The sequence below is a fragment of the Halalkalibacillus sediminis genome (genome assembly GCF_002844535.1).
Classification (GTDB): domain Bacteria; phylum Bacillota; class Bacilli; order Bacillales; family Alkalibacillaceae; genus Halalkalibacillus_A; species Halalkalibacillus_A sediminis.
The window spans coordinates 285701-299242 of the sequence record NZ_PJNH01000001.1; the positions used below are offsets into that span (position 1 = coordinate 285701).

The window sequence follows — 13542 nt, forward strand, 5'->3', positions numbered from 1 at the left end:
ATTGGCGCACGTTTTATTGAAAAAGGAAACAAGTGCATCTTAATAACAACCGCATGAGAAAAGCACGCCCTTAATTTGGGGGCGTGCTTTTTATATCAATCTAAAACTATATAAAATAAAATCGCAAAAAAGTGGAAGGCGCTTCCTGCAATAACAAACAGATGCCAGATTGCGTGATGATAAGCAAATCCTCGCCACATATAAAAGATACTACCCACTGAGTATAAGATTCCCCCGACAATTAAGAAAATCAATCCGTTGTAACTCATTTCCTCAGTCAATGGTTGCCATACGAATACAACCATCCATCCTAGCAATAAATATATTAAAGTAGAGATGACCATGAATTTTTTAACAAAGAAAATCTTGAAAATAATCCCTAATATCGCTACACCCCAAATGACACCGAAAATCGTCCATCCGACTGGACCTCGCAGTAAAACTAACAGGATAGGTGTGTAGGTCCCAGCGATGAACAGATAGATAGAAGAATGATCTAAGAAAAGAAAGAAATCCTTAGTCTTTCCTTCGTGAAGACTATGTACAATGGTTGAAGATAAATACATTGTAAGCATCGTCACCCCGTAAACCGTTACAGAAACTACTTGCCAAGCATTTCCATTCAATGAAGCGAATACGATCAATATCACAAGGCCTGCGATACTTAACAAAGCCCCAAGTCCATGTGTGACAGCATTTACGAACTCTTCTTTTCTACTAAAAACATGAGTCACAATTACCCCTCTTTTCTCTTTATCTATCAAATAGTATAGCGGAGATGTTTAAAAATGCATAACAAATAATATTGCTCGTGATTATCTATTAATACCGATTTATGTTAAAATAAGTTCGGAATTGATCATTGATCCCCTTTTCATTTTGTTAGGAGGAGGATAATGTTAAGTACGAAAGATTTTGATTTAGAAACGACTACGGTACAAGAGATGATGATTGACGCAGATAAAGTTGCCCATGTACAATTGCAGAATCCACTTGAACACGCACTACTTGTATTAGCTAAAACTGGGTACAATGCTGTCCCTGTATTAGATCTCAACAGCCGATTTTGTGGAATTATCAGCAAGTCGAATATTATTGAAGCGATGTTTGGTGTAGAGAGAATTGAAGTTGAACAGCTGAATGAAAAAATTGTTAAAGATGCGATGGATCAAGACATTCCAACCCTACATGAGGAAGATACCCTAGAAAAAGCATTACATGTCTTAATCGATTATACGTTTGTGTGTGTAATAGATCAGCAACAGCAGATGACAGGGATTCTTACCCGAAGACAAATGCTCAAACAATTTAGAAATCAATATTACCAACAGCGAGGAAACTAACTTAATACTTAAGGTATTTTTACTTCTAAAAGTGAAAAGATAAGCAATGGATGGAGGATGAAATAATGAATCAAATGGATGCAAATGAAATTATTAATTTTATCTCGAACGCGGAGAAATCAACTCCTGTAAAAGTTCACATTAAAGGTAAATCACTAAATTCAATAGAATTCAACCAGGATATCAAGACATTCTTAGATGAAAAAGCGGGAGTTATTTTTGGAGAGTGGAAAGTAGTAAAAGAGAATTTGAAGAAATTCAATAACCTTATTGATGATTATGTGATTGAAAATGATCGCCGTAATTCTGCTATTCCACTTCTTGATTTAAAGAACATCAACGCAAGAATTGAGCCGGGTGCGATTATCCGTGATCAAGTTGAAATTGGTGATGGCGCTGTTATCATGATGGGTGCTTCGATTAATATCGGCTCTGTTGTTGGTGAAGGTACGATGATTGATATGAATGTGGTTCTAGGAGGACGTGCGACAGTAGGTAAAAATTGTCACATTGGTGCTGGAACAGTTCTAGCTGGTGTAATTGAACCACCTTCTGCACAGCCAGTCGTTATTGAAGATGAAGTAGTTATTGGAGCTAACGTAGTTGTACTCGAGGGAGTAACAGTTGGTAAAGGTGCAGTTGTTGCTGCAGGTGCTATTGTTACTGAAGATGTTGCACCAAATACTCTAGTAGCAGGTACTCCAGCAAAAGTCATTAAAGAAATTGATGACCAAACTAAATCCAAGACCGAAATCAAAAAAGAACTAAGAAAATTAGATAACTAAAAGCTACTCATTGCGGAATCCTCAAGGACATTGAAGATTCCGCTTTTTAATAGCAAAGAAGAAGGGCGGTTAAAAAATGGACAATTGGATCAACATTCGAAGGGATCTTCATAGAATTCCTGAATTGGGGTTTGAGGAATATAAAACCCAGGCATACATATTGGAATACTTACAAACTTTGCCCTTAGAGCGAGTGACGATTGAAAAGTGGTATACCGGTATCTTTGTATATGTCGAAGGGAATGTAGGGGAGCGTACGTTAGCGTATCGAACTGATATAGATGGATTACCTATAAAGGAAAACACTCAATTGGATTTCAAATCCGAGCATGATGGAAGAATGCATGCTTGTGGACATGATTTCCATATGACGATAGCACTTGGGGCATTAACTTCTATCGTAGAGAACCCTGCCGATGATAATGTCTTATTCATCTTTCAACCTGCAGAAGAAGGCCCAGGTGGTGCAAAACCGATGATGGAAACTGAAACGATGAACAAATATAAACCTGATATGATATTTGCTCTTCATATTGATCCACGACTACCTGTCGGAACAGTATCCTCAAAACCTGGCTTACTTTTTGCTAATACAAGCGAACTGTTCATAGACTTTCATGGTAAAGGAGGGCATGCTGCATACCCTCATGAGACGAAAGATATGATCATGGCCGCAAGTGCATTCAACTTACAGGTTCAACAAGGTGTCAGCAGAGTGGTAGACCCTCTGGATTCAGCGGTTGTAACTATTGGAAAAATGGAAGCAGGAACTGTACAAAATATCATCGCCGAAGATGCGAGGGTAGAGGGGACGATTCGTACGAGAGAACCTGATTCTATGGATATCGTCAAAAATCATATCGAGAAGACATTAAAAGGTATAGAGGTTCGATATGAGTGTGAAACCTCAGTGGATTATGGTGCCAATTATTATATGGTGGACAATGATCAACAATTGGTTAAGCGTTTTAAAGAAATCATACAAAAACGACCAATCGATTATAAAGTTGCACCAGAGGCAATGACAGGTGAAGACTTCGGATATTTTCTAAAAGAATATCCTGGATTCATGTTCTGGTTAGGTGTCGATTCGCCTTATGGACTGCACCATAGTAGCTTATCGCCGAATGAAGAGGCAATTGCAGTAGGTATTGATGCGGTAGAAGCTACTATCAGAGAAATATAAGAAGAAGTCCTTGTTAGTGAGGAGAATTAATTTGCTGAAAACGTTAGCATTTATAGGAGATAAATTAAATGATAAAAATATAACTTGGGGAGTTGGTGGTTCGCTTCTACTTAGTTTTTATGAAATAATTGATAATCCTAATGATATTGATATTTTGGTTGATGAAAGAGATGCCCCCAAAGTAAATGAAATAATATCGTCCGCTGGAAAAAAGAAAGAAGCTTTAAGTACTGCCCCTTTTCGTACATTATATTTCTCTAAATTTCGGTTATTCGATAATGATATAGATGTCATGGGTGGATTTGCTATACAACATGAAAAAGGAATTTATAAAATTAGAATGCAAAAGGAATCCATTGTAGATTACAAAAAAATAAATGGAATTGAGGTTCCTTTATGTTCACTTGAGGATTGGTATATTTTATATTGGTTAATACCAAACAAGAAAGAAAAAGCATTGCTCATTGAAAGGTATTTAAAAACAAATGGTGTAGAAAACCCTGAATTGCTAAGAAAGGGAATGGAACAGTCTTTACCACTCATCGTGAAAGAGAGGATAGAAAAATTGATAAGCTAGCGGGTAGTTTTTAAGGATCAGCTTCAATATTAAAGTAAAAAGCTTGAGGTTTATAAAAATCCTCAAGCTTTTCGTGTGCTATTTAATGTGTGTATTACTGTGAATTTGGATGGTCTCCTCGTTATCCAAACTGCTCAACCTTAAAGGGTTTGCTCTTTTTTTGAATTAGTTATAAGGTCCGTTTAGCAGCTTGCTGAATAGGGTCCCAAACACCATTATATGGAGGGGCATATGCCAAATCTAAATCAAGTAACTCTTCTGTGGTCATTCCATGGAACAAAGAAGTAGCCAGTACATCGAGGCGTTTATCAACGCCTCCATTTCCTATTAGTTGTGCACCTAATAACTTTTTGGTATCAGAGTGATATACCATTTTTATAGTAAGTTTTTCATCTTTAGAATAGTATCCGGCTTTACTAGTAGCTTGATGCTCTACAAAATCATACGGGAAATCCTCTGATTCTGCTTCCTTGACTGATATCCCAGTCTTACCAATATCTAAGTTGAAAAATTTGAGAATTGACGTTCCTACCATACCTGCATATTTTTTCTTAATACCGACTAAGTTCATTCCAGCTACCATGCCCTGTTTATTCGCATGGGTACCTAAAGGAATATAATCATTTCTTTCCAGAACACGATTATATTGACAAGCGCAATCTCCTGCTGCATATACATCAGGGACGTTGGTACGCATGAATTCATCTACTATTAATTCACCTTTACTACCAACGTTAAACACTTCTTGATCTAAAAAGTTTGTATTAGGTTGGACCCCGACCGATACCAAAACTAAATCCGTGTTATATTCGTGTTGATCAGTATAAACTTTTTCAACTCGATCCTTTCCTTCGAATCCGTGTACGGACTCGTCGTAGATGATTTCAATCCCGTGTTGAACAGCTTCAGAATGAATTTTATCTGCAATATCAGCATCTACGGTACCTAATAATTGATTTCCACGTTGAATGATTCTAACCTCTTTACCTGCTGACTTAAAATTCTCAGCCATTTCCAAGCCGATGTATCCACCTCCGACGATGGTTACTTGTTGAATCGTCTCGTCCATATAATCCAGTATATCATTGGTGTCAGGGATTGTTTTAAGTACAAATATTCCATTCAACTCTGCATTATTCCAAGATGGAATAGCAGGGGTAGCACCAGAAGCAACCAATAACTTATCATAAGTGATGGAGAATGGTTCACCAGTTTGAGTATGTTTTCCGTGTACCATCTTTTCATTGGAATCTACTAAAGTGACTTCATGATTAGTTCTGGCATCAATTCCATATTTATCACGGAAAGTCTGCACTTTTCTTGCAATTACATCTTCAGTCGATGAAATGGTCCCGCCGACCACATAAGGAAGACCACATTGACCGTACGAGTAAATTTCACCTTTTTCTAATGTAACGATTTCTAATGATTCTTCAGAAGAATTTCTTACAATTTGCATAGCAGCACTCATACCTGCTGCATCTCCTCCGATTATTACATATTTCAAGTTACCACCTCTTCTACAAATCAAGATTGTCTTTCTATATTATTTACCTTTTCCTCTTCAAAAGTAAACTGACGGATCTGAGCTTTCAAAGATTCTGCTTGTAATTTCAGTTTTTTGAAAAAGTTCATCAATGTCATGGATATTGATTTGTACTAAATTAGTAAAAAAAAGCTATCCAACCAGTGGCTGGAAAGCTTCGTTAATTAATCTTGGTCGTTTTTCATTATGATTTCTTGATGTGGGAAAGGAATATCGATTCCTGCTTCGTCTAGAGCTTCTTTTATACGTTTACGAATCTCTCTTTCAACGCCCCACTGTTCCATATTCTTAGTCTGAGCAAGGATCCTTAAAACAATATCGGATGAACCGATCGATTGAACACCGACCACATTCGGTCCATCTTTGATTCGTTCGTCGGAATCTCTAAGGTCATCACAAACTCTTTGTAATACTACCATCGCTTCATCAATGCTTGCATCATAAGAGATGCCAATATCAACCAGTGCTCGCATATTGCCACGTGAATGGTTATTGACATTCAAGATGTTACGGTTTGGTATGAAGTGAAGTGTACCATCAAAACCTCTAACTTGAGTGGTCCTCAGACCTAATTCTTCCACTATTCCATTCTCGCCACCAGCGGTGATATAGTCATCAACATCAATTTGTTTTTCAACTAAAATGAAGAACCCAGTAACTACGTCGCTTACTATACCTTGTGCGCCAAAGCCGATTGCTAAACCTACAATACCAGCGGCAGCTAACATTGGTCCAATATCAAGATCAAATGCCCCTAAGATCATTACAAGAAAAATAAAGAACAGGACGTATGTATAAATACTAAGAAGTAGTTTCTCTAATGTTTGTTTACGTCCTTCAGTCAGGTTTTGGCGCTTTCCTAATTGATTCATAGAAGAGTGAATCACGCGCCTGCCTATAGGAGCTAAAAGTGCGAATACAATCAATATTAATAGAATTTTTCCTCCGATAGCTACTGCACTCGTTGCTAGTTGCTCCATATTAAAAAAATCCATCTAGACCCTCCTTTTTGAATGCTTCTAATTATATACCATATTTCGACGTTTTTTAATCATAAACAATCTGAAGGGTTTATCTTTAGTAAAAATGGTAAAGGATAATGCTGAAAGAAGTCGTATATCATTTGACGAGGTTATGAGATTTGCTATAATAATTCTTGGTTTGTTAAAAATAAAAAGATAAATTTTCGGAGGGATTTTCATGGCAGAACGTATGGTAGGTAAACAAGCTCCACGTTTCGAAATGGACGCTGTTATGCCGAACAAAGAATTTGGTAAAGTGAATTTAGAAGAAAATATGAAGAATGATAAATGGACAGTTCTTTTCTTCTATCCAATGGATTTCACATTTGTATGTCCAACAGAAATCACGGCGATGTCAGACCGCTATGATGAGTTCGAAGACTTAGATGCAGAAGTTATCGGAGTTTCAACTGACACAATCCACACTCACTTAGCTTGGATCAACACTTCTCGTGAAGACAATGGTTTAGGAGATTTACGCTATCCACTTGCAGCAGATACTAACCATAGAGTATCTGAAGAGTATGGCATTTTGATTGAAGATGAAGGTGTAGCTTTACGTGGTCTTTATATCATCAGCCCTGAAGGAGAACTTCAATATCAAACAGTTTTCCATAACAATATCGGCCGTGACGTTGATGAAACTCTACGTGTACTTCAAGCACTACAAACTGGTGGCCTTTGCCCAGCTAACTGGAAGCCTGGGCAAGCTACATTATAAGGTTTCAAGTTTCATCTATTGTAAGAAGGAGGGACAGTCATGAAATTACGTACACCAATGCCTGAACTTGAAGGTGCAACTAAATGGTTGAACGGTGAATTATCTCGTGAAGATTTAGTTGGGGATAAACCAACACTCATTCACTTTTGGTCTGTAAGTTGTGGAATGTGTAAGGAAGCAATGCCAAAAGTAAATGAATTTCGTGACGAGTACGCTGATCGCTTGAACGTGATGGCAGTACACATGCCTCGTTCTGAAAAAGATCTTGATTTAGATCAAATTGAAGAAGTCGCAAAAGAGCATAATATCGATCAGCCAATATTCGTAGACAATGAGCACAAGTTAACTGATGCATTCGAAAATCAATATGTTCCAGCATATTACGTATTTGATGCAGAAGGAAATCTTCGTCATTTCCAAGCAGGCGGAAGCGGAATGAAGATGCTTGAAAAACGAGTAAACCGAGTATTAGGTGAATAATTAAGGAAAACTGGATGTGCTTTTGAGGCACATTCAGTTTTTTTATTAAGAGGCAAGATACTAGTCACAAGGGGTACCAGCAACTAATTCAGTCTAAAGGCTGACTTAATCTCATCCAATTCACTGAATACATATTAAGTGGGAAAAGATAAAGTAATATTATGCAAAAATTTTTAAAAAATTTAAGCAAAAGGGTAGATATTTATTTCGGAACCCGATATATTTATTAAAGCGTATTGTTTTTATAAATGATATTTCTTAAACTTCATGAATTTTACAGAAAAGGGGGATACTTCGTGGATACTTTTAAGAAATTACAGGAGTATTATTGGCCATTCAAAAAATATTTTTTCTGGTCTTTATTCTCACTATTATTTGTTACAGGAATCACCTTGGTTTATCCGATTGTACTTCAACAAACAATTGACAATGTTATTGCACCAGGGCTTTATGAACTGATTCCTTATTTGGCTATTGGTTTTATTCTACTAATGGGGATAAAAGCTGTCGCAGTTTATTTCCAGCAGTATATGGGAGATTATTTCGGTATATCAACCGTTTATAATGTCAGAAATTCGATTTATAAAAAATTACAACGACTGTCATTTCATTATTATGATAACGCTAAAACAGGCGATCTGATGTCTCGACTGACAGCGGATGTAGAAGGATTCAGGTTTTTCTTATCGTTCGGATTTGCCGAACTACTAAGAATATTTCTTCTAGTATTAGGTAGTTTGTCAGTAATGTTTTTTTACTCAGTTCCGTTAGCTCTTGTAACAATGGCGGCGATGCCATTTTTAATTGTGGTAGTCTTTCAATTTGATAAGAGAGTACACCCAGCTTTCCGAGGAATTAGAAAATCATTCGGACGTATGAATACCCGAGTCCAGGAAAACATCTCTGGGATGAATACGGTCAAATCACTTTCGCGTGAAGATTTTGAAATTGGCCGTTACTCCGTAAAAGGGGAAGATTATCGACAGAACTATCTTCATACAGCAAAAATTTGGGCCAAATATTTTCCTTTAATGGAGTTCATCGGGAACGTTTGTGTTGTAGCTTTATTAGGCTTTGGTGGTTATCTAGTCATTAATGGTGAACTATCACCCGGCGAACTGTTAGCCTTCTTTAGTCTAGTATGGTACATTATCGGACCACTAATGAACTTTGGATTCGTGGTTAACTTGTTCTCACAAGCTAAAGCATCAGGTGAGAGACTGCTTGAAATTTTAGAATCAGAAGATGAAATCTTAGATAAAAACCCAGCGTCGAAAAATGAACACGTAAAGGGTCATGTAACGTTCAAGGATGTTACTCTGACTTATGTAAAGGATGACGATGAGGCTTTGAAAAAGATATCCTTTGATGCCCCACCGGGAAAAGTTGTAGGGCTTATTGGAGCTACAGGTTCGGGTAAAACGAGTATCACACAGTTGATCACTCGCTTCTATGAGCCTGAAGAAGGGGAAGTACTCTTGGACGGTAAATCTGTGAAAGATTATCAGTTACAAGAACTAAGAAAACATATCGGTTTCGTACTTCAAGAACCTTTTCTTTTTTCTACGACAATCAAAGACAACATAGCATATGGAAATCCAGAAGCATCTATGGAAGAAATTATTGATGCAGCTAAAAGAGCTCAAGCTCATGACTTCATAATGGAAATGCCTAAAGGGTACGACACTAAACTTGGTGAGCGTGGTATGGGTCTGTCAGGTGGTCAAAAGCAGCGTATTTCAATTGCGCGTGCAATCTTGATCAATCCTAGCATTCTTGTACTTGACGATGCTACCTCAGCTGTGGACATGGAGACTGAATTCAGAATCCAAAAGGCTCTAAAAGAAGTGATGAAGGATCGAACGACTTTCATCATTGCTCACCGTATTTCTTCTCTGAAACATGCAGATGAAATTCTTGTACTTGAAGATGGGGAAATTGTTGAACGCGGAAAGCACGAGTTCTTACTAGAAAACAAAGGTCCATATCAACGGATTTATGATATTCAATACCAAGACAAAGAAAAGATTTTAGGCAACCAGCAACATGCATAAAGGGGGGATACCATGGCTACACAAAGTAATACAAAAAGTCCACATATAAAACGATTCCACTATACGCAAGACTTGGCTGTAGATAAGCCCTTTAACTGGAATCAATTGGTTCGGATGTTGCAATACGTTAAGCCGTATGCAAAAAAAGAATTACCTATTGCGATTATTGCAATGCTTATTTCGACAGCAGTGAGATTAATTGTACCACTAATAATTGGTAAATTAGCGATTGATGTTGCAATAGAAAATGGAAATACAAATCTTCTTGTTCAACTTGTCCTCTTGATTGCTATCCTCTATGTATTCAACTACATCGGGAATGCTATTCGGATAAAATACGTCAATATTCTAGGGCAGAATGTAATCTATGACTTGAGAAAACATCTTTTCTCACACATACAACGATTATCAAATCGATTCTTTGATAATCGTTCCGCAGGAAGTATTATCGTACGAATCATGAATGATATTAATTCACTGCAAGAGCTTTTCACGAATGGAATTATCAACTTGTTGATGGACGTGGTCATGCTACTCAGCATCGTCATCATCCTATTCGTTTTAAGTCCACAATTGGCTTTGGCGGTAGTTATAATCATTCCGATTATGTTCTATATTTCAACTAAATTAAGAAAAAATATTCGACGTTCTTGGCAAAATGTGAGAATCCAACAATCTAGATTAAACTCTCACCTGAATGAGAGTATCCAAGGAATCAGAATTACCCAATCGTTCTCTCAGGAAAGTAATAACACTGAATACTTCAATGGTGTTAATTCAGATAACTTCGATAGCTGGAATGTGGCAAGTCGTAAGAGTGCGATGTTCCGTCCTTTTGTGGAGATGAGTAATGCTGTTGGAACAGTCATTTTGATTTCATATGGTTCGTTTTTAATTATCAATGGTGACGTAGAACTTGGTACATTCTTTACTTTCGCATTATTTATCGGGATGTTCTGGGAACCGATTTCAAGACTTGGTCAAATGTATAATCAGTTACTTATGGCTATGTCCGCATCAGAACGTATTTTCGAATTCTTAGATGAACAACCGAATGTTGAAGAAAAAGAAAATCCTACTCGCATTGAACAAATGGAAGGTCATATCGAATTTGATCAGGTTCAATTCGCATATGATGAGGATCGTATTGCATTACATGAAATTTCATTAGAGATGAAAGCAGGTCAAACAGTTGCTTTGGTTGGCCATACAGGCTCTGGTAAGTCAACGATAGCAAACTTGATTAGTCGTTTTTATGATCCTACTAAAGGTGCGGTAAAAATCGACGGTCATGACTTGAGAGATCTTAAGCTTGAAGATGTCAGACAAAGCATTAGTGTGGTTTTACAAGACACGTTCATTTTTTCAGGAACAATCATGGAAAATATACGTTTCGGTCGACCGGACGCTTCAGATGAAGAGGTTATGGATGCTGCTAAAGTAGTAGGTGCAGACGGTTTTATTCAGCGACTAGCTAGTGGTTACGAAACAGAGGTAGAAGAAAGAGGTAACATCCTTTCTGCAGGAGAAAGACAGCTACTATCCTTTGCTCGTGCATTATTAGCAGACCCACGTATAATCATCCTGGATGAGGCAACTGCGAGTATAGATACTGAAACTGAAATGAAGATTCAGGAGGCATTGAAACGTCTTCTGAAAGGTCGAACAGCAATAATTATTGCTCACCGACTTTCAACAATCCGTGACGCTGATAATATTATCGTTCTTGAAAATGGTAAAATATTAGAGCAAGGTAGTCACGCCGAGTTGATGGATCGTGAAGGAGAATACTACGGGCTTGTGAAATCACAGTTCCAGATGCTAGATCAAATATAATTAAATATATAAGGCAGACATGAAAACCTCATGTCTGTTTTTTTGTTACAAAAATATACCTAAGTATAATTTACTCCCCTCAACCTTTCTTGTAAGCTTTTATGAACAAACAAAAGGGGAGAGGTGTACAATTTGAAAAAAATACTGCTCATTTTCATACTATTACTAGTTTCTATTTTGATTGCTTGTCAAGAAGAGACCATAAGCACTGAAGATGAAGTTGATGCGACCACCTCAGAGGAGTCTGGGGAGGAAGACGGTGAAACAAGCAGTGGTGCAGAAGAAGAGAATGAAGAGGACGATCAAGGGGAAGAAGAAAATGAAGGGGAAGACCAATCAGAAGAAGTAGAAGACGAGGATTCGAGTGATGATTCAAATAGTGATAGTGGAAAGAATGTTCTCGGTGATACGGATAGTATTTTAGAGAAAACAGCGAAAGCGATGGAAGAAGTTACTAGCTTTAAAGGGGTAAGCGAATATTATGATGATTCTACGTCAAATGGAGTTAATGAAGTAAGTGAAACCTTATTCACCATGGAAATCGTATTATCAGACCCTGCAAAGATGCATGCAGAAGGTGAATCAATTATGGATAGTGGGGAAGAGTCCATGTTCGAAATGTATATGGCAGAAGGTGACCTATATATTTTCGCAGATGGGAATTGGTTCACTATGCCGACTACTTCTGAATATGGGAGTATGTATGAGCAATATAAGGTTTTTGAAGAGGAACAAATAGATGAATACTTGAAATTCAGTAAGCATTTTTCAGTTACTGATCAAGGTGACCATTACTTGCTTTCTTTTGAGGGCGATCATGAGGATTATAAAAACGTGATAATGGGTGCGAGTTTCGGAGCACAGAATGAGACACTCAAGGAACACTATGAGAACATGCAAATAAGTAACGGCTCTTATGAGATAAAGGTTGATAAAGATACATTTTATATGACAGAGTACTCTATTGAGTATGAAGCAGAAACAACAGGAGAAATAGGTGAAGTGAAGCAATATCATAAGGGAACTTATAAATTAAGTGATTTTAATGCGATCGATGAAATTACAGTACCAGAAGAAGTGGTGGATAATGCTCAATCGTTCTAGGGAAAATATAAGTGCTATAAACTAGAATTTGATTAAAAAACCCCTAACCTCCCTAAAATAGCTTTTCTTAAGATGGCGCATCAATATTTCTTAAATTATCTTACAAATGCTTTAAAATATGATAGACTATCTGAAGATAAGCTTGTGGGAGGAAAACATATGAAAAAAAGTTATGCTGTAATAGGTCTCGGACGTTTCGGAGGAAGCATCTGTAAAGAGTTAAGCAGGGAAGGAAAAGAAGTACTTGCATTAGACTCTGATGAAGATAAAGTTAATGAGTTTAAAGAGATTGCATCAGATGCAGTCATTGCGGATGCTACTGATGAAGCTGCATTAAAAGAGTTGGGTTTCAGGAATATTGATCACGTCATCGTAGCTATTGGTGATAATATTCATGCAAGTATTTTGACTACATTGATATTGAAAGAATTAGGAATAAAACGTCTGACAGTTAAAGCCCAAAATGATTATCACGAAAAAGTTTTGAATAAAATCGGTGCTGATGAGATCGTACACCCTGAAAGAGATATGGGTAAACGTATTGCTCATAGCATCATTTCAAGTAACGTGTTGGACTATTTAGAGCTATCAGATGAATATAGTGTGGTGGAGATTAAAGCGGGTGAAAAAATGGCCGAGAGAACTCTCCAAGACTTAGACATCCGTGCCAAATATGGTTGTAACGTTGTTGCAATTAAACGCGGTAAGGAAATCAACGTATCTCCAATGGCAACAGAAGAAATTGAGTTTAATGACATTTTGATTGTAATAGGTGCTGATAAAGATATTTCTAGGTTTGAAAAGGATCTTGTAATAGATGACGAATAAAAAAAGGTATCTCAACATTGTTGAGATACCTTTTTTAGCTAGTGGATAGGTAATTTTGGA

General features: G+C 37.2%; 13 protein-coding genes. 10 read left to right on the plus strand and 3 right to left on the minus strand.

The window, feature by feature from the left end:
• Window positions 1-95: 95 nt before the first annotated feature.
• Window positions 96-737 (minus strand): PAQR family membrane homeostasis protein TrhA, encoded by a 642-nt coding sequence (gene trhA, locus CEY16_RS01525; RefSeq protein WP_420795513.1) that lies wholly within the window; start codon window positions 735-737, stop codon window positions 96-98.
• A 159-nt stretch (window positions 738-896) separates the two neighbouring features.
• On the opposite strand from trhA, the gene cbpB reads away from it, so the two are divergent.
• The 4 genes from cbpB to CEY16_RS01545 all read left to right on the plus strand — a co-directional run bounded on the left by cbpB (window position 897) and on the right by CEY16_RS01545 (window position 3891).
• Window positions 897-1343 carry a cyclic-di-AMP-binding protein CbpB gene (cbpB, locus tag CEY16_RS01530; protein ID WP_101330209.1) on the plus strand — a complete coding sequence of 149 codons (447 nt, stop codon included), beginning with the start codon at window positions 897-899 and terminating at the stop codon, window positions 1341-1343.
• 65 nt (window positions 1344-1408) lie between these two features.
• Entirely contained in the window at window positions 1409-2128 is a 720-nt protein-coding gene (dapD, locus tag CEY16_RS01535; protein WP_101330210.1) for a 2,3,4,5-tetrahydropyridine-2,6-dicarboxylate N-acetyltransferase, read from the plus strand.
• A 76-nt stretch (window positions 2129-2204) separates the two neighbouring features.
• Complete coding sequence (locus CEY16_RS01540) at window positions 2205-3314, plus strand: N-acetyldiaminopimelate deacetylase (RefSeq protein ID WP_101330211.1); 1110 nt, start codon at window positions 2205-2207, stop codon at window positions 3312-3314.
• Window positions 3315-3345: 31 nt separating this feature from the next.
• The gene (locus CEY16_RS01545) at window positions 3346-3891 is read left to right on the plus strand and encodes a nucleotidyltransferase domain-containing protein (protein ID WP_101330212.1); all 546 of its coding nucleotides are present in this window, start codon (window positions 3346-3348) and stop codon (window positions 3889-3891) included.
• A gap of 169 nt (window positions 3892-4060) precedes the next feature.
• Here the strand turns inward: CEY16_RS01545 and CEY16_RS01550 are convergent, their stop codons facing one another.
• On the minus strand, window positions 4061-5398 hold the full coding sequence (locus CEY16_RS01550; RefSeq protein ID WP_101330213.1) for an FAD-dependent oxidoreductase: 1338 nt from the start codon (window positions 5396-5398) through the stop codon (window positions 4061-4063).
• Window positions 5399-5601: 203 nt separating this feature from the next.
• Window positions 5602-6432: a mechanosensitive ion channel family protein gene (locus CEY16_RS01555; RefSeq protein WP_101330214.1), complete on the minus strand. Its 831-nt coding sequence runs from the start codon at window positions 6430-6432 to the stop codon at window positions 5602-5604.
• A gap of 205 nt (window positions 6433-6637) precedes the next feature.
• Here CEY16_RS01555 and CEY16_RS01560 point away from each other — a divergent pair, with 205 nt between their 5' ends.
• The 6 genes from CEY16_RS01560 (at window position 6638) to CEY16_RS01585 (ending at window position 13482) form a co-directional block, all read left to right on the plus strand.
• Window positions 6638-7180 carry a peroxiredoxin gene (locus tag CEY16_RS01560; protein ID WP_101330215.1) on the plus strand — a complete coding sequence of 181 codons (543 nt, stop codon included), beginning with the start codon at window positions 6638-6640 and terminating at the stop codon, window positions 7178-7180.
• 39 nt (window positions 7181-7219) lie between these two features.
• Entirely contained in the window at window positions 7220-7660 is a 441-nt protein-coding gene (locus tag CEY16_RS01565; RefSeq protein WP_101330216.1) for a TlpA family protein disulfide reductase, read from the plus strand.
• Between the two features lie 296 nt (window positions 7661-7956).
• Complete coding sequence (locus tag CEY16_RS01570) at window positions 7957-9714, plus strand: ABC transporter ATP-binding protein (protein WP_101330217.1); 1758 nt, start codon at window positions 7957-7959, stop codon at window positions 9712-9714.
• 12 nt (window positions 9715-9726) lie between these two features.
• Complete coding sequence (locus tag CEY16_RS01575) at window positions 9727-11550, plus strand: ABC transporter ATP-binding protein (protein ID WP_101330218.1); 1824 nt, start codon at window positions 9727-9729, stop codon at window positions 11548-11550.
• 132 nt (window positions 11551-11682) lie between these two features.
• On the plus strand, window positions 11683-12654 hold the full coding sequence (locus CEY16_RS01580) for a DUF6612 family protein (RefSeq protein WP_101330219.1): 972 nt from the start codon (window positions 11683-11685) through the stop codon (window positions 12652-12654).
• A gap of 159 nt (window positions 12655-12813) precedes the next feature.
• Window positions 12814-13482, plus strand: coding sequence for a potassium channel family protein (locus CEY16_RS01585; protein ID WP_101330220.1), 669 nt, complete (start codon window positions 12814-12816; stop codon window positions 13480-13482).
• Window positions 13483-13542: the final 60 nt, after the last annotated feature.